This window comes from Sulfitobacter sp. LC.270.F.C4, assembly GCF_032922545.1.
GTDB lineage: Bacteria > Pseudomonadota > Alphaproteobacteria > Rhodobacterales > Rhodobacteraceae > Sulfitobacter > Sulfitobacter profundi.
This window is the reverse complement of record NZ_CP136687.1, coordinates 1-16,836: the sequence shown is the minus strand read 5'-3', so window position 1 is coordinate 16,836 and position 16,836 is coordinate 1. Positions and strand designations below refer to the sequence as shown.

Below are 16,836 nucleotides of genomic sequence, written 5' to 3'. Positions count from 1 at the left end.
TTCTTTACACGGTTATGGTGTCACAAACAAATTGTTTGACACTGGTGTCTCTATGTGCAAAAGTGACACCACAAAGCGGCATAGGAGGAACACATGACACCACAAGCTAGATCGGAAACACGCATAACTCTAAGGCTTACTGGTAAGCTGAGTGAGTGGGTTTCCAAGCGTGCACAGGAACGGGGCATATCGAATAATGCTCAGATCAACATCACGCTTCACGAAAAAATGGAGGCAGAGCAGCCCGCCCCCTGAAACGAGAAAGACCGCCGGAGCGGACACTCCAACGGTCTTTAGTGAAACCTTCGACGGAAATCAAAAGGACTTTCAGTCATGAATATACGTTCAACCGAGAAGAAAATCAACCGCCGTTCGATCTTCGCGGCAATTCCTGCCCTCGCGGCCACAGCTACAGCGGCCCATGCGTTCAAAATGCCGGATACCCCGGTGCAGGACGATCCTAAGCTGCCTATTTGGTGGGAGCGCCTTGTCGCTGAGGTCGAATGCCTCCGGGAAGACGTTGGTCTTCATTTTGGCCACCATGAGTTCCATGCAATTACAGAGGATCGACTTAACTCAATCTTCTCGGTTCTCGATGAAGCGCAGGGAGGGCTGGTGTAATGGCTGTCGCAAAGAAAGCAGATACGCTCCAGATTGACGCGCTCAAGCAAGGCCGCGTTACCCTCCGCCTGATCGGCACAACGCCGTTCTACTTCAACGCAATGAGCGCCAAGGCAAAGCGGTCCCTGTTGATCGGGGGCGGCAAGAAAACGGCGGCGCAACGAAAGGAAATTAAGCACGATCCTGAGCAAGAGTTTCGGGACAGCGTTTATCGCCAGCCCAACGGGGATACGTTGCTTTGCTTCCCTGCGCCGGGGATCAAGGCGGCAATGGCTACGGCAGCACTTGAGACGCCGGGCGTGACAAAGACAAGCGTTCAACGCCTGATCTTCTTGCCGCAGCAAAAGGTCAACATTTGGGGTAAACCGCAGTTGAAAATGGACGTGGTTCGCAGCGCCGATATGAACCGGACGCCGGATGTTCGGACGCGGGCCTTCCTACCCCGCTGGTGTGCAGAGGTTGATATCGCGTTCGTTACGCCGACGCTGAGCGTCCACGCTATCGTGTCGCTGCTGTCAAACGCTGGCGTTGTCTGCGGGATCGGCGACTTTCGCCAAGAAAAGGGCAAGGGTTCGTTCGGCACATTTGCGGTGTCCGGTGAGGACATGGGCGACTGGCAAGAAGTGTGGGACGAAATCACACAAGAGGGCCGCGACGTTCAGCAAGCCGCGCTGGATGATCCCGAATTTGCGGATCAGGAAACGGCGGAACTGATGGATGTCTTGGAAGAGGAAAGGCTGATCCGCCAAGGGTAAGCAGCACAGACGTTCGGCGGTCTTTAAATCAGTCGTACACGGTTAGGCGGTCGAGGCGGGGCGCGGATAGGTCCGGCATGGAGCGGTCAGTTGCGGCGGTCAAGGCGGGGTGAAGTAAGGATAGGCTAGGTCGGGCGGTCAAGACGTGGAAAGGTTAGGCGCGGCAAGTTCTGTTGTGGTTTGGCGGTCAAGGCATTGCGAGGCATGGTATGTCGGGCTGCGGTGCGGCATGGCGGTCTAGGCGCGTTTGGTCGGGGTCCGGTGGGTCACGGCGGTCAACATCAAAGGAGACTAGCAATGGCTCAATTCACTTCTAAAGATCGTCAGCGCATCATTGATGAATACTTGGCGGCAACTGGCAAAAACATGTTTGTTGCCTCTGAGTTCATCGACTGGCTCTCAACTCAAGAAGATCACGAGGCTTACCCGTGGTTCTTCGCAAAGGACGACGCTGAGGCGGCGCGGGAATATCGCATCGGCTTGGCGAGGCAAATGGCAAGCGGCCTGCGCATCAGTGCAAAGGTCAGCGAGACGAAGACCGCCGCTGTATCGGTATCCGTTCGGGAGTTCCCCGCGATGGTTTCACCGATGGCGGGCCGCAAGTCGGGCGGGGGCTATCAAAGCTTTTCGACTGACGACCCGGCCATGGTGGCGGAATTGCGCGGGCAGGGCGCTCAGGCTCTACGCGCATGGCTTGCCAGATATCGCGGCGTAGCTGAATTCTGTGACATTGACCTGTCGTCGCTTGACGATGTGTTGTCGCAGTTGGAAATCGCCGATGAAAACGCGGCCTAGCCGCCTTGGGCATCCCTTAGGGGGTGTCTATTCTAAATAACCAAGCTTGCGAAGCTGACTTTTGACAATGGTCAGTGCTGCCGCCTCGGCAGTGGGCTGGGGGTTAGTGTCAGTAATGTACTCTGAAAGGGCTTCCGCCTCGTCCGGCTTGAGGCGAATAGTAACTTCCCTTGTGCCCTTTGTGGAAAAGCTAGCAGGATCAAGTCCTTCCATCCTTATCAAAAGGGCCATTTGCAGTTCTTGAATTAGCATACGTGCTGTCGCTAGAGCGGCAGCCGGAGCATTCGGGCCTTCCAGTAGGTTATCTGGGTGCCTCTTGCGGACGGCATTTAGCGCGTCATTTAGTTGATTATATGCCTCTTCAGGTGTGATCTGACTAAAGTTAGTCATTCGTCTGCGGGGTAGGACTTGCAGTAATCTGCGTGAAGCTTGGAAACTTGTTCGTACCCGTCAACGACCTCTTTCCACTTGGCGTCTACTTCTCGGGCTTGATCTAGCCCATGCTCCTGAGACCTAAACGTAATTCCGAAGTTCGATGATGAATGCCTGAGAGAATCTAAGTTCTCGTAGATCAGTACCTGCGCCTCAATGCACTCTTTGTGCGTATCGTATGCCCAAGATGGCGTGGCGCTAAGAGCGACCCAAAGAAAAAAATACCGCATTTCAACCTCTAATTATCCTGTCGCCGGAAGGCTACGGGCTAATTTTCGTTGCCGCAAGGAATACCCGCATGACCGATTTTGCCACGCTCGTTTTGGGCGCGAATACGTCTGGCCTGTTGAAGGCTAAGACCGACCTTGCCGCCGTTACCTCTGCCGGGGCCAAAACCGAAGCTGGCGTCAAAAAGTCGATGAAAGGCGTAGAGGACGCGGTGCGCAAGGTTCCAGCGGCGGCGAATGATGCATCGCGCAGTTTTGAGCAATTCCGCGCGTCGATTGACCCGGCTTATGCCGCATCAAGGCAGTTCGCGGCGGCTCAAAAAGAGGTCGCGCGGTTTGTTGAACAAGGCACGATCTCGCAGCGTGTCGCTAACGGTATGCTAGAGCAAGCCGCGAGTAAGTACATGGGTGTGGCCACCTCTGCGGAACGTGCGGCAGCCGCACAGCAGGCGAGCGAGCAAGCCACAGAGGAAGCCACGCAAGCCTACACCGCGCTGCGCTCCTCGCTCGACCCCCTTTATGCAAGCAGCCGCAGATATGAGGCAGCGCAAGAACAGCTAAACGCGGCCCTAAAGCAAGGCGTTATCACGCAGGCCGAAGCAAATCGCGTTCTCAACCTAGCCGAAAAAGAATACCTCGGCCTTGGCAACGCGGCGCAGACCGCAGGCGCTAAGATGGGCGGTAACGGCGGATTTGCGCATCAGAGCCGCATGGCCGCGATGCAGCTTTCGCAGGTAGCACAGCAGACAGCGGCGACAGGCGACTTTGTACGCGCTCTGGCGATCCAGTTGCCGGACCTTGCGCTAGGCTTTGGCGCTGTAGGCATCGGTATCGGTGTTGTGGCTGGTGCGCTTCTGCCTATGGCGGCAGACCTCATCACGGGGCGGGACAACGCCAAGGAACTAGAGAACGCAATGGATAGCCTTTCTCAGGCGTCCTACGATTACACCAGCGCGGCAGATCAGGCGAAAATGTCTGTCTCCGAACTGGCGCTAGAGTTTGGTTCCGCAGCCGAAGAAGCCAAGCGGGCATTCGAGTTTATGCAGGGGGTAAACCTTGGCAAGGCTCTGGATCAGCTAACAGTCGCGCTCGGCACGATGGACTTTAGCGAACTGGAGCGGCTGGCGACTATCGTTAAAGAAGGCCCAGCAGAACTTGAAGTTCTGAGCGACACCTACAACAAGGCGCTTGCGGGCCTTCAAGAGCAATTCGGCGTGACGGGCGAGCAAGCGTTGAAGTTGCGCGACCATTTGAACGAAATCAGGACCGCCAAGGGGCCGGAGGAAATCGTTCAGACCGTTGACCGCCTGAATCAATACCTCGTTTCAGCATTTGGCAGCGCACAAGATATCCCCCCTGAGTTGCGGGAAATGGTGCAGCGCTTGCTTGAGGCGCAGACAGCCGCAGCCCGCATCACAGCCCGTCTAGATGGCTCTGCGAATAGCGCAAACACCGCAGCCAACGCCGCAGCCAACCTGTCGGGCCAGCTTTCAGTTGCCGCTCAGTATGCCGCCCAGGTTGCCGCCAACCTTGCTATGGCCCCGGCAGGTATTCAGGGATTCCAGAACAAGGCGGAACAGTTAACGGCGCAGATTGCCGCGCTTGATGCTGGCCTTGGTCAGATCACTGCCAGCGCGGCGGGTTATCGCAAGGAACTTGAGCAGAAATACGGCTTGGCTGACGCGGCGAACGAGGCAGAACGCGCGTATATCTCCGGCGTGATTAACCGTCAGGTGAAGGAATTCACCAATGTCCAGAACCTGAACGAGGAATACCGCAACAAGATCACGGCGCTGAACAAGGTCGAAAAAGCGTCGAAGGGTGCGGGCGGCGCAGCGTCTAAGGCGATGAAGGCCGCAGCGAAAGAGGCAAAGAAGTTCGCCGACGAAATCGAGCGCCTAGAGTTCGATGCCGACCCGCTGAAAAAGTACAACGCCGAACTCGCCAACCTCAACGAACTAGCCGCAAACGGCCTGTCTGACGGCGCGTATGCTCACGCGGTTGCCGAACTCAATGACGAATTTGCGAACAGCGACCCGATGATCTCCAAAGCGGGCGATGCAATCGCGGATTTCGTGGCTGGGGGCCTTAAGGGTTTTGACGACTTGCTGGGCGCGTTCAAGAACATGCTCAAGCAAATGATTGCCACCGCGATTGCGAACCCGATCAAGCTGTCGCTGATGGGCGTAGGCGGAGGCATGGCAGGCACCGCAGCACAGGCGGCAGCACCGGGCGGGGGCGGGCTTGGCAACCTCATGGGCATCGGCGGGGGCGCAGGCGGCATGTTTGGCAGCTTGCTAGGCGCATGGGGCGGCGGGTCCGGTATCCTCGGCGGCGCGTCTGCGGCTCTGGGGGCGTTCACAAGCGGTGGTATCAGTGGCGGGCTAAGCGCGGTCGGCGCGATGGCGACACAGGCTACATCGGGCCTTGCAGGGCTTGGCACGGCCATTGGCGCGGTCGCACTCCCCGTGGCAGCAGTCGCGGCTGTGTTCAGCTTCTTCTCCAGCAAGACAAAGATTCTCGACAAGGGCCTGCGCATCACGGCTGACGCAACCGGAACCTTGGTGGAAGAGTTTGAAAAGATCGAGAAGTCGCGTTTCTGGGGGCTGTCCAAGAAAAAGCGGACCAACTACAGCCCGATGGAGGATGATGGCCCGATCAAGGACGCGGTAGACGCGATCAAGGATAGCGCGTTGGCAATGGGCGATGTGCTGGGCCTCTCGGCTGACAACTTCAGCAGCTTTGCCAGCCAGATTAGCGTCTCGCTCAAGGGCTTGTCCGACGAAGAGGCGCAGGCGGAAATTCAGCGGGCGTTCGGCGTATTGGCTAAGCAGTTCAGCTATGCGGCGCTTGGCCACTTTCAAGAGGAAATGGGCAACGTCATCCGCGAAGGCGAGACAGCGGATCAAGTCTTGGCCGATCTGGCTAACTCGTTCACAATCGTCAACGAGGCGCTAACCCTTTTTGACACAAACCTGCTTGACGTGAGTGTGGCGAGCGGTGTGGCTGCGCGTGACCTGATTGAATTGTCGGGCGGGCTGGACGCGTTCAGCCAAAAGACCGGCTATCTGTTCACCAGTATGCTAACCGAGGCCGAGCAAAAGGCGCGCAAAGTCGAGTTGGCTGTGGACGCCCTCAACGACACCTTTGGCGATATTGGCGAAGCCATCCCCGACACCCACGCCGAGTATATGGCGTTGGTGAAGGCGCAAGACCTGACCACGCAGAGCGGGCGGGATACTTATACTGCGCTGATGGATGTTGCGGCGGCTTTTGTTGAGGTTAACGGCACCGCACAGCAGACGAAGGACGCACTTGACGCGGCTGCGGCGGAGAATGCGGCAGCGGTACAAGCAGCACGCGCCCAAGCCGAGCGGGACGCACAGGCGGCACTTGCCACGGCAACGCAGGACTTGCGCAGCGCATTTGCCCGCGAGATGGAGGCGACCCGCGCGGCGTTTCAGTCGGCGATCTCTGGCCTTCAAGACGAACTGACGGGGGCGCGTGAGCGTTTGGCGGCATCCCGCGCTATCGCGAACGCTTTGGAAGGCGCATTGCATGACCGTGTTTTCCCAAGCGTAGAGGCCGAACGGCAGTCACAGGACCGCGCTGCGGCCTATCTGCGCACGTTGGTAGGTCAGGGGCAGATTAACGACCTAGACGCGCTGCAAGCGGCCCTACAGGCGGTGGCTAGCCCCTCTGCGGACACATACGAGACGCTTGAGGGCTATCGTCGCGACTTCTACCGCACGTCCGGCGTGATTGCCGAACTGGAAAAGACCGCAGGCTTTGCGCTTAACGCGGACGAGGAAGCGGTGCTGCTGCTCGAAAAGCAGATTTCCGACATGCAGGCGCAGTCTGATCTGGAAGTCGCCATGTTGCAGCAGCAGCTTGATGCTTTGCTTGGTATTGACGAAGGAATATTGAGCCTAGCGGACGCGATCAAGGCGTTTATGGCCGCGCAAGCAGCCGCTGAGAAGGCAGGCAGCGGCGGCAGCAGCAACGGCGGTGCGTTTGGCAGCGATGGCCCTCCTCCCGGCTTTGAACACCTCGCTGATGATCCCCGTTACCAGCCCGGCGGGGTCTACGACTACTCCGTCGGCAGCGGTGCGAACTGGCGCGACTACGCCTCGCCGGGAATAGGTCTACCACCGGGCTTCGAGCATTTGGCGAGTTTCGACGGCGGCGGTTACACCGGCAACGGGCCGCGCTCCGGCGGCTTGGATGGCAAGGGCGGTTTCATGGCGATGATGCACCCCCGCGAGGTAGTGACCGACACGACCAAGGGCGGCGGCGTCATGGCTGTCAGCAGCGACCCAGAGGTCCGCCGGGAACTGTCGAAGCTGAACGAGTACATCCGCGAATTGGTGAAGATCAACAACAAGCAGGAGCGGCGCTTGCGTGAGATTGAATTGCAGGGAGAAACCGCATGAGCATGAGTATGCTTGCCCCGATCACGGTCACGCCTGCGATGCTGACAAGCGATGTGCCGATCACTGAAACGGAATGGACAGCAGGCACCTATAACACGGGCGACCAGCGCTATGTCGGGATTGATCTTTACGAGGTGGTGGCAACTCCCGACACAGACGACGAACCAACGGCGGGGGCAGCTAAAGAGGTTCCCACTTGGATCAAGGTGGGCGTCATTAACCGCTGGCGTATGTTCGACTTGGTTATTGGTGACGCGACAGTGCAGGACGAAGCGCCGATCAACGTGGATATCACAACGGGCGGCGTTGTTAACGGCATCGCGTTCTTCAACGTGTCGGGGCAGTCAATCCAAGTCACAGTGACCGACCCCACGGCGGGCTTGGTATATGACCGGACGATCTCGCTTTCATCGCCTGTGGGCATGGGTAGCTGGTATAAGTATTTCTTCACCCGCGCCTCCCGCGAAGATACGGCGGTTTTCTTTGACCTGCCACGATACCGAGACGCGACAATCAGCGTGACGGTTGTGAACGAAACCGGGGCCGATGCTTCGGTTGGCGAAATCGCGGTTGGGGAGTTCCAAGTCCTCGGTGATACGATGATGAGTTTTCAGTTTGGCATTGAGGACTTTAGCCGCAAGGAGCGTGACGCTTTCGGGCGGTTCGTTATCACTGAACGCGGGTTCGCTAAAATCGCGACATACGACATCTTCATTCCCAATGGCAAGGTCAATCCGACCTTTCGGGCCTTAGCAGCACAGCGGGCCAAGCCGACCGTCTACGTTGGCGACCAAAACAGGCCGGAAACGGTGATCCTTGGGTTTTACAAGGATTTCATCACGCTGCGAACTGGCCCGCAATCCTCAGAAATGACACTCGAAATCGAAGGGCTTGTCTAATGGCAATCACACCACTTCCTACGCCTGTGCCTAATTCAACAATGTCGGAAGGCGTTTTTGATGAGGCTGCGGACAACTTTCTCGGCGCGCTGCCGGACTTTGCGACGGAGGCCAACGCGCTTGCTTCTGACGTGAATGCAAAGGCAAGCACAGCAACCGGGGCGGCAAGCACGGCCACGACGAAGGCGGGCGAAGCGGCTACCAGCGCCAGCAACGCAAGCGACAGCGCCGACGATGCGGCGACCTACCGGGATGCTGCCGCTGCCGCCGCTGGTGCGTCTGAGTGGGTATCTGAGGCCAGCTACACCGCAAATGTTTCGGCGGTGGTTAGCCCGGTGAACCAGCAGACCTACCGCGCCAAAACCACGCATTCCGGCGTTGCGACTGACCCGTCCTCGGACGCGACCAATTGGACCGTGTTGACAATCGACGGTGGCGATTATGCCTCGCTCTCTAGCGCGATATTCACCGGCCCGCTCAAAACGCTCGAACTGCAAGAAACCGTTGTCGCCATCGCATCGGGCGCAACACCGTCGATAGATTGCGAGGCAGGCACGGTGTTCACGCTCACTGTCACAGGCACGACGACACCCACCTTCGACAATCCGCCTGCAACTGGCACCGCCGCTGGCTTCACACTCATTCTCACCAATGGGGGGTCGCAAACTTTCAACTGGCCCGCCTCTGTGGATTGGCCTGCCGCAACCGCCCCAACACTGACGGCTGCTGGTGTTGATGTGCTTACGTTCTTCACGCGCGATGGCGGCACCACATGGCATGGGTTCGCCGCAGGGACGGAGATGGGCTGATGATCCATAAGCGCCTTCTCAAAGCCGCCGCAAACTCTGGCCCGGTGGTGGGTCAGATCGAGTACCTAAACTATAGCGGAACAGATGCCGCATATACCTTCACGGTCCCTGCGGGCGTTTACAGCATATCGGCTGTATGTGTTGGCGGCGGCGGGGCTGTATATACCGGCTCCTACGGCTCCTCCGGCGGCGGCGGTGGGGAGCTTAGATACACGAACAATATATCAGTGACCCCCGGCGCAACGATAACAGTGCAAGTCGGCAAAGCGGGGTCTGGACAGACGGGCTACCCATCCGCCGGTGGTCAGAGTTTTGTTGGCGCACACTGCATAGCCAATGGAGCAAATGCTCAGATCGGAGGCTCCGGAGGCACAGGCGATGGCGGTGGTAATGGCGGCACCGGCGGCAACTCCGGCGGCTTTTATGGTGCGGGCGGTGGCGGCGCTGGTGGCTACTCTGGCGCTGGCGGCACTGGTGGGGTCGGTGGCGCAAACAACGGCACGTCCGGCACGGGCGGCGCGGGTGGCGGCGGCTTCGGGGATACCTACGCAGGAAACAACAGCGGCGGCGGTGTTGGCCTGTATGGTCAAGGCGCAAATGGTGCGGGCGGCGATGCCTCGACCCCGCGCGGTGGCACTGGCTCTCCATCAGGTACCGCTTGTGGCTACGGGGGTCGAGGTTCGACGGCTCGGGACAACACGCACGGCTACAACGGCGGCCCCGGCGGGGTTCGCATTATCTGGCCGGGCGACGAGCGGCAATTCCCTTCAACCAGAACCGAGGACGAATAAATGGGCAAATGGTATATGCACCCAGCGGGCAAGGAGTACGATGATTGGCTCCCCCGCGCCATGCAGCGCGAAACAAAGATCAACACCTCCCTTCCACAAAACGAGCCGGAGCAGGCGCTACCTTTTGGCCCCGATCAGATGCTTTTCCCGCTTGTGGATGCAGGCCCAGATGCGCCCTTCGGAAAAGACGTTGAGCGCACAGTGGACGTGGACAGCACCACCGCTACAGCGCTCTACACCTACCGCGATAAGCCAGTTGCAGACGTGAAGGCGCAATTACTCGATGCAGCCGCCGCCAAGCGGTACGAGGTTGAGTTCGGCGGCACCACCTTCAACGGCTCGCCACTGGCAACTGATACAAAGACGCAGGCCGCGCTCACTGCCGCCTATGTCAAAGCGCAGGCCGATCCGAACTACACCATCGGCAGTTGGAAGTCCGGCCCCGGCACGTTTTCGACGCTGGATGCACCAACCATCATCGCGCTGGCCGATGCCATTGAGGCGCATGTGCAGGCATGTTTTACCCGCGAGGCGGCGATCGCGGGCGAGATTGCGGCGGCTACCACGCTGGCTGAACTGGCTGCAATTAACATTGAGTCCGGCTGGCCCTAAGTGACTGACTTCCAGTGTACGTGGTGGCCTGACACTTGGTTCAGCTTCTCGCTAACTGAGTGCTGCATTCAGCACGACTACTCAGGCGACCACGTTGAGCTAATGGCCTGCGTGGCAAGCATCCACTGGTCACTAATCCCGCTGTCTGTCGTTATGCTGCTGGGGTTGGTTTTTCTCAAGCCGATTTTCTACACCCCCTTCCGCAAGAGGTGATCCTATGGCGGTTTTCCTAACCCTCTGCGAGTGGGTGTCTTCGCGCATCTGCCGCTTACTGACAGGCCAGCCCATGACGCTGTGCGCTTATTCGTGGTGGCGGAAAGACAAGCGGGCGTGGCGTCGGATTGGCCGCGTTCTCGACTGGCTGTTCGCGTGGGCTGAGCCGCAACACACGCGCCGAAGCTATGAGCGGCGCTTTCCTAAATAACAGGTGACATATGTTTGTGACGAACTGGCGCAAAGTGCTGACCCGTGCGTGGTCGGTGCGTTTAATCATCCTTGCTGGCGCTCTGAGCGGCATTGAGGTGGCTACCCAGCTATGGCTCCCCGATTGGCCTGATGGCGTCCTAGCGGCGTTCTCTGGCGCTATCTCGGCAGTGGCCTTGTTCGCCCGTGTGGCGGCTCAATCCAACATGGAGGACGACGAATGAAGTTCCTTGCCCAGATAATGGCGTGGCTGCGAAGCCTGTTTTCTAAGACCAAGCCAAAGACGAAACGCGGGGCGGCGGGTATCTCTGCCGTTATCGCGGCGTCTGTTGCGTTTATCGGCCCGTGGGAGGGGCTGAGAACCACGGCCTATCCTGACGCGCTGGCTCGGAATATTCCCACGGTTTGCTATGGCGAGACGCGGGGCGTTTCCCTAGGCGATGTATACACCAAAGCGGAATGCGATGCCATGCTTGCGACTGCTGTTGAGCAGTTTCACGCGCAGCTTGCGGCCTGCATTCCCGGCCTGCCGACATACCCCGAGGGTGTTCAGGTGGCGTTTACCTCATGGTCCTACAATGTCGGCACGGGCGCGGCGTGTAAGTCTACGCTGGCACGGAAAGCCAACGCGGGCGACCTGCGCGGCGCGTGCAACGAACTACCCCGGTGGCGCAAAGCTGGCGGGCGCGTTGTTCGTGGGCTGGAGAACCGTCGCGGGGCTGAGCGTGAGTTGTGCCTAGAGGCGCTGCAATGACCCGCGTTGTCGTCGTGGTTGTCGCAATCTGCGCGGCTGGCCTCTTCATGTATTGGCTCGGCGGCAAAGACACCCGCATCGAACGCAAACTTGAACAATCAGAAACGAGAGGGCGTGTAAATGATGCGTTGTCTGAGCATATTGATCCCGCTGAGCTTGATGAGCGCTTGCGTGACCTATCCCAATAGGGAGGCGCTTTGCACGGCAACGCAGGACGCCAGAAAAGCCCACGCAGGCGCGTTGCTTGCCGATGGTGGACCACGGTCCAAGGAAAGTGGCGTGAGGCTCCTGAGCGGCCTGAAAGCGGGCTGTGACGAATGACAGGCGATGAGTTCCCCCACACATGGCGCGGACGCGTTGTCGAACTGGCGAAGGTGCTTGGCGCGGTGTCAATTATCATCGGCTTCTTTGGCGGCGCTTGGTCTGTGACCTATGGACCCGCTGCCGACCTTCTCAAGCAATGGCGCGAAATGCAGTATGCTATCGCGGACCTGAGCCGAGACGTTAAATCCCTGCAAGGCGAAGACCGCGTAATCCGCCAGCCGGACGGTATGAGTTATATTGAGGAACCCGTAACGCAGGGCGAAAACGTCTACATGATCCTTGTGGTTTCGCGGACACGGTTAGGCAACAAGTGCCGCCTGATTGAGCGCGTCCCGCTGTTTGCCGATCGAATGAACATTCCGACCCCCGGCAAGATGCTATCCGGCAAATCGGTGGCACAGCAGATCAGCGACACGGAAACCCGTCTGCGCGTTGGCATGATCCCCCCTGAGACAATCCGACCGGGCCGTGTGACGGTTTACTTGGCCCTGACCTATCAATGCCCCGGCGCGCCGAATGGCGGCATTGTGAATGACCGTACTGCCGTTCTGGCTTACGAACTCCTGCCGCTGGAATAAGCGGCCTCCCCTCAAAAGGAAATCGCCATGCACTGGTTTGTACTGGTGGCGTTATTCACAACGCCAGCGGACCTGTCTCCGCACGTTATCGACGGCTATGAGCCGCGAACCTACGCCACCTTAGCCGAGTGCGAAAAGACCCGCGCCGGAATGACTCGTTTCCTTGATGGCAAGGTCACTAACCCCCGCATGAAATACAACGTCTTCTGTGTCCGCGTATCGGTGGACGGGTATCTTGAGGGCGTTGCCAATCTGCGCCGCAAGACGGGTGAGGCTTCATAAGTGCCTACGCCGCCCCTCACAGACGCGCAATGCCTTGAAGCGATCCAAGCCAAGGCAGAGCACCGATACAACACCACAGCAGCGGCGGCTTTGGGCCTTCCTACCGGGACGTTTGAACATCGGATTAGAGTAGCCAAAACGCGCGGGCTAGACCTTTCACTAGGTGTTAGGGGCGCAATCCAAAACGCGGCAATCACCCCCGGCGAAGCGCAGGGCGGCTGGATCGTGAATGTGGACCCTGAAACGGGTTCGCGTATCTCGACGCGGTGGAAGATGCCAGAGCAGGACGCGCAGAGCCTCATAGACGGGCTACAGGATGCCTTTTCGGGCATTCCAGCGGCAACCCCTGCCAACCCCCCTGCAAACGTCATGGACGACCTGTGTTCGCTCTATCCGCTGATGGACGTGCATTTTGGAATGCAGGCATGGGGCAGGGAAACAGGCGAAACCAATTACGACATGAAAACGGCGGCGGGCGATATGTCCTACGCCTTCGACAAGCTGGACGCGCTAACCCCTGCCAGCAAGCAAGCGGTGCTTGTGATCGGTGGTGATTTTTTTCATGCGGATGATGAACGGGCAGAGACACCGCAGAGCAAGCACAAGCTGGACGTGGACGGGCGGCACTGGAAGGTGCTTAACGATGGGGTTGCCCTAATTGCCAAGGTGATCGACCGCCTAAGCGAAAAGCACTCCGATGTGCTGGTGCGCGTCCTGCGCGGCAACCACGACATTCACGCACACTTGGTTCTGACCTTTGCCCTTGCTGAGAGATACAGGGATAGCGACCGCGTGACCGTCGAGAAAGAGCCGCGCGACCTGTTTATGATGCAGTGGGGCAAGTGCTTGATTGCGGGCCACCACGGCGACAAAGCAAAGCCGGATCGGCTGGCAATGTATCTCAGCGATGTTTGCCCGTTTTGGTCAGACACGCGGCATCGGCACATTTTCACGGGTCATATCCATCACGATAGCGCCAAAGACCTCGGCCCGATGCGGTGGGAAAGCCTGCGGGCATTCTGCCCCCCTGACAGCTACGCCGCATCTATGGGCTATGGAGGGCGGCGGGCTATTCAGTCCATCACCTTCCACAAGCAAGACGGGATTGTGTTGCGGGCGCTTGACCCGATTGAGCGCGGCTAGGCTGTTATTGCCCGTTACAGGGGGATATGGCTGTTAGCCCGCGCTCCTTAATTGGGGCGCGGGTTTTTTTGCGTTTGGGGGGCGGGGTTAGTTGGATTTGCCTGCCAAGCGTTGCAGGCGGTCGATTTCAGCGGCGATCAGCGCCCCGGCTTTTTCGAGGTTGCGGATGGGGTCGGCGCTCGGCTTCCACCACGCCACCTGCCAATTGCTGGGGAAGAAGGAGTGGAAGGCCGCATCTTCGCCGCCCCAGATGCGATCAAGGTTTGCGGCTGCGTATGCCACGGCTGCGGCGTTCAATTCGCCTTTGCTGTGCGCGTCGTCATGCTCGGGCGTCCAGCCCTCTTTTTCAACCTGCCGCTTGCGCTCTGCGGCGATGCGCTCAATTCCATTCATGGGGTTATCCTTTCGGTGGGGGTTTAGTGGACCGCGACCGGGGCGGGATAGCCGTCATGCACGACGCCATCCAGTTCCCGGCCCTTGGCCTTGATTTCACGTTGGTTGCGACCTTCCCATTGCTTGAACAAGAACGGCACATCGGCGGCGGCGCACTGGTCGCGCAGGCTGCGGAACCAGTCAGGATCAACAGGACGATAGGCGCTGCCGTTTTCGCCCCCGGTAATGACCCATTCCAGCCTGTCGATATGCTGCGATAGATCGACCGGGCCGAGCAGCGGCTCCATGCTCAAGAAGTGAACCACAGCAGGCACGGCAGTCAGGTGGGCCAGCCGGTCTGCTTCTTTCTGGCTTTCGACGGTCGCCCCCAGCCAGACGTTCGGATAACCGTTGCCCCAATCCTCGGGCAGATAGCGCGCGATGTTCTGCGGGCGCTTTGTCAGCATGAGGAAATCAAGGTTCGGACACTGCCGGATCAGCGCCCACAACTCATGCCGCCATGAAGTCAGGATGCTTTTGTGGTTGTCGAACACGTCAGCCAGAGAGGCGACAAACACGCGCGGACGCTCGGCAGCGCCTGCGGCCTGCTTGTTCCATTTGATCGGGTTGCCCCATGTCTTTGTCCGCGTCCTCGACGCATGTGGCCCCCAACGCTCGCCGCCGAAGCGGTTATCCCAAGCCTCTGCATAGCAGTGATCGCAGGCCGCGCTTACCTTCGTGCAGCCGATCCAAGGATTAAAGGTGTGGGTAGTCCATTCAATTCCGCTATTCTCCGCCATATTGGCCTCCGGTTTATGTTGCCATTAGCTTACTATGGTAATACAGTTGAGGCAAGGAATAAGAGGTAAGACAAATCCAACAATGAGCAAAATTTGGGGTTATATTCTCGCCGCACCGGGGCGACCGGCAGCGGCAGAGCAGCGCAAGGCGTTGGATATTCTGGGGTGCGACACAAGCCCGATAGGCACGGTGTGGCAGGACACGATCAAGCGGGTATCAACGCGCCCCCGTGGTCAGCTTGCGGAGCGCGAGGCGATGATTATGGCGGTGCAGCCCGGTGATACGGTGGTGTTTGCCAATGCGCTATGCCTTGGCGCTGGCGTCAAAGACGTGGCTTGGTTTCTGCCGGAGTTGCAGGGCAAGGGTGTCTCGATCATCGTCAATGGTGACGTGGCGCGGATCGAACCGGGCGGCGACCTCGACGGGCTACAGGCCAAGTTTGCCAGCGCCCAGAACGTAAGCAACAAGCGGCGCTCTCTGCGCGGCGAAACCAAATCCAAATAGGAGCGCAGGCGATGGCGACGATTGAACAAATGGCGCGCGAGGCCGGGTTCCGCAAAGCGGGCGAAACGATGGCTTGCAATGCCACTTTGGAGGATATGGGCTTTGACGTGGTTTCAACCCCGATCATGCCCGAGGGCTTTATCGCGCTTCGCACCGAGCGCGGCGCGATGATCTTGGGGCCGAAGGGATCGCATTGGGTTCCGTTCTGGCCAAACGTCTAACAAAGGAGCGCGGCCCGTGTCATTTTTCGTTTGGTGCGAAATAGTCTGCAACGATTGCGCCGATGCTGCCGAGGGTCGGAATGTATCGGGGACTATCCCGCGCCGAGAAATGAAGCGTGATGCGGTTCGCGCTGGCTGGGTGTTCGATGATGCAGGGAATGCAAAATGCCCGCGCTGCGCGGCTGGTTTGCCGGGGCCAGATTATCCCGGCTTTGTAATGTCCAAATAGGAGAAAGCATGGATAGCTTGGAAATATTGAGGCGTTTTTACGCAACGCCGACAGGCAAAGCCGCGCTGGCAAGGTTCATCGCGGCGATGCCGAAACCCAAATCCAAATAGGAGGGCATACGCCCCCTGCAACCCATTGACGGAGACACAAGATGATCGTCGGCGTAACAGGATCACGCTACCCGCGCCCTGTTCGGTCGGTTGACCGACTGCGCGTCCTGCTCTTGGAGTGGGGCGCTACAGAGTTGCACCAAGGAGATTGCAGCGGGTGGGACGAACAGGCGTTTGAGGTTGCGCGGGCGCTTGGCCTAAAGACAGTCGCCCATCCGCCGACAAACGACAGTTTCCGCGCCTTCACTGCGTCCGATGTGATCTTGCCGCCTGCGCCCTACCTAGATCGCAACAAGACTATCGTGAGGGCCGTAGATCGCATGATTGCGGCACCAGACGGGCCAGAGCGGCAGAGGTCCGGCACATGGTCAACAGTGCGCTTTGCGAAGTCTCAGGGCGTCAAGGGGCTGGTGCTTTCTTGGCAATAATCGTTTCCAACCCCCGCGCAACCCATTGAGTCTCATATCATGAAAATGGGGGGTGTTTCCCCGTAAGCTATTGGCGGGCGCAGGTTTCGCGCAGACCTCTAGGGAATCGAACACCGCGGCGATTTACGAAGTGCATGGCGGTTCACTGAACCAACGTGAACCTGCGAAGATTGCGCAGGCCGCGGAAAACCTCATTTACAAAGTGTTTATTGGCGCAGTTTTCAGTAGGTTGCGTAAGAGCCGCTTCGTTTACACCGAAGATGTCGGGAGTTCGAGCCTCTCACGACCCACCA

Annotated in this window: 20 protein-coding genes; 17 read left to right on the top strand and 3 right to left on the bottom strand. The window is 58.8% G+C overall.

Features of this window, described 5'->3' with window-relative positions; all coding sequences use genetic code 11:
- Window positions 1-333: 333 nt before the first annotated feature.
- The 3 genes from R1T45_RS01685 (at window position 334) to R1T45_RS01675 (ending at window position 2,171) form a co-directional block, all read left to right on the top strand.
- Window positions 334-621 carry a hypothetical protein gene (locus R1T45_RS01685; RefSeq protein WP_317389008.1) on the top strand — a complete coding sequence of 96 codons (288 nt, stop codon included), beginning with the start codon at window positions 334-336 and terminating at the stop codon, window positions 619-621.
- Window positions 621-1,376 (top strand): hypothetical protein, encoded by a 756-nt coding sequence (locus R1T45_RS01680; protein ID WP_317389007.1) that lies wholly within the window; start codon window positions 621-623, stop codon window positions 1,374-1,376. The genes R1T45_RS01685 and R1T45_RS01680 overlap by 1 nt, the downstream gene beginning before the upstream one ends.
- Before the next feature lie 297 nt (window positions 1,377-1,673).
- Window positions 1,674-2,171 carry a hypothetical protein gene (locus tag R1T45_RS01675; RefSeq protein ID WP_317389006.1) on the top strand — a complete coding sequence of 166 codons (498 nt, stop codon included), beginning with the start codon at window positions 1,674-1,676 and terminating at the stop codon, window positions 2,169-2,171.
- Between the two features lie 27 nt (window positions 2,172-2,198).
- Here R1T45_RS01675 and R1T45_RS01670 read toward each other — a convergent pair whose 3' ends face one another.
- A complete protein-coding gene (locus R1T45_RS01670) occupies window positions 2,199-2,561 on the bottom strand; it encodes a hypothetical protein (protein WP_317389005.1) in 363 nt (120 codons plus the stop codon).
- A 340-nt stretch (window positions 2,562-2,901) separates the two neighbouring features.
- Between R1T45_RS01670 and R1T45_RS01665 the strand changes: the two genes are divergently transcribed.
- The 11 genes from R1T45_RS01665 to R1T45_RS01615 all read left to right on the top strand — a co-directional run bounded on the left by R1T45_RS01665 (window position 2,902) and on the right by R1T45_RS01615 (window position 13,878).
- Window positions 2,902-7,263: a hypothetical protein gene (locus R1T45_RS01665; protein ID WP_317389004.1), complete on the top strand. Its 4,362-nt coding sequence runs from the start codon at window positions 2,902-2,904 to the stop codon at window positions 7,261-7,263.
- Entirely contained in the window at window positions 7,260-8,162 is a 903-nt protein-coding gene (locus tag R1T45_RS01660) for a hypothetical protein (RefSeq protein ID WP_317389003.1), read from the top strand. Before R1T45_RS01665 ends, R1T45_RS01660 begins: the two co-directional genes overlap by 4 nt.
- A complete protein-coding gene (locus R1T45_RS01655) occupies window positions 8,162-8,971 on the top strand; it encodes a hypothetical protein (protein ID WP_317389002.1) in 810 nt (269 codons plus the stop codon). Before R1T45_RS01660 ends, R1T45_RS01655 begins: the two co-directional genes overlap by 1 nt.
- Window positions 8,971-9,762: a hypothetical protein gene (locus R1T45_RS01650; protein WP_317389001.1), complete on the top strand. Its 792-nt coding sequence runs from the start codon at window positions 8,971-8,973 to the stop codon at window positions 9,760-9,762. Before R1T45_RS01655 ends, R1T45_RS01650 begins: the two co-directional genes overlap by 1 nt.
- A complete protein-coding gene (locus R1T45_RS01645) occupies window positions 9,763-10,374 on the top strand; it encodes a DUF4376 domain-containing protein (protein WP_317389000.1) in 612 nt (203 codons plus the stop codon).
- A gap of 434 nt (window positions 10,375-10,808) precedes the next feature.
- Entirely contained in the window at window positions 10,809-11,021 is a 213-nt protein-coding gene (locus tag R1T45_RS01640; RefSeq protein WP_317388999.1) for a hypothetical protein, read from the top strand.
- The gene (locus R1T45_RS01635; protein ID WP_317388998.1) at window positions 11,018-11,551 is read left to right on the top strand and encodes a lysozyme; all 534 of its coding nucleotides are present in this window, start codon (window positions 11,018-11,020) and stop codon (window positions 11,549-11,551) included. Before R1T45_RS01640 ends, R1T45_RS01635 begins: the two co-directional genes overlap by 4 nt.
- Window positions 11,548-11,739, top strand: coding sequence for a hypothetical protein (locus R1T45_RS01630; protein ID WP_317388997.1), 192 nt, complete (start codon window positions 11,548-11,550; stop codon window positions 11,737-11,739). The genes R1T45_RS01635 and R1T45_RS01630 overlap by 4 nt, the downstream gene beginning before the upstream one ends.
- Before the next feature lie 129 nt (window positions 11,740-11,868).
- Window positions 11,869-12,453 (top strand): hypothetical protein, encoded by a 585-nt coding sequence (locus R1T45_RS01625; RefSeq protein ID WP_317388996.1) that lies wholly within the window; start codon window positions 11,869-11,871, stop codon window positions 12,451-12,453.
- Between the two features lie 27 nt (window positions 12,454-12,480).
- Window positions 12,481-12,735, top strand: a complete 255-nt coding sequence (locus R1T45_RS01620) for a hypothetical protein (RefSeq protein ID WP_317388995.1) — start codon at window positions 12,481-12,483, stop codon at window positions 12,733-12,735.
- Entirely contained in the window at window positions 12,736-13,878 is a 1,143-nt protein-coding gene (locus R1T45_RS01615; RefSeq protein WP_317388994.1) for a hypothetical protein, read from the top strand.
- 87 nt (window positions 13,879-13,965) lie between these two features.
- Here the strand turns inward: R1T45_RS01615 and R1T45_RS01610 are convergent, their stop codons facing one another.
- Entirely contained in the window at window positions 13,966-14,271 is a 306-nt protein-coding gene (locus R1T45_RS01610; protein WP_317388993.1) for a hypothetical protein, read from the bottom strand.
- 23 nt (window positions 14,272-14,294) lie between these two features.
- Window positions 14,295-15,050 (bottom strand): phage Gp37/Gp68 family protein, encoded by a 756-nt coding sequence (locus R1T45_RS01605; RefSeq protein WP_317388992.1) that lies wholly within the window; start codon window positions 15,048-15,050, stop codon window positions 14,295-14,297.
- An 82-nt stretch (window positions 15,051-15,132) separates the two neighbouring features.
- Here R1T45_RS01605 and R1T45_RS01600 point away from each other — a divergent pair, with 82 nt between their 5' ends.
- The 3 genes from R1T45_RS01600 to R1T45_RS01590 all read left to right on the top strand — a co-directional run bounded on the left by R1T45_RS01600 (window position 15,133) and on the right by R1T45_RS01590 (window position 16,543).
- A complete protein-coding gene (locus tag R1T45_RS01600) occupies window positions 15,133-15,555 on the top strand; it encodes a hypothetical protein (protein WP_317388991.1) in 423 nt (140 codons plus the stop codon).
- Window positions 15,556-15,566: 11 nt separating this feature from the next.
- Window positions 15,567-15,776 (top strand): hypothetical protein, encoded by a 210-nt coding sequence (locus R1T45_RS01595; RefSeq protein ID WP_317388990.1) that lies wholly within the window; start codon window positions 15,567-15,569, stop codon window positions 15,774-15,776.
- A 380-nt stretch (window positions 15,777-16,156) separates the two neighbouring features.
- Entirely contained in the window at window positions 16,157-16,543 is a 387-nt protein-coding gene (locus tag R1T45_RS01590; RefSeq protein WP_317388989.1) for a hypothetical protein, read from the top strand.
- Window positions 16,544-16,836: the final 293 nt, after the last annotated feature.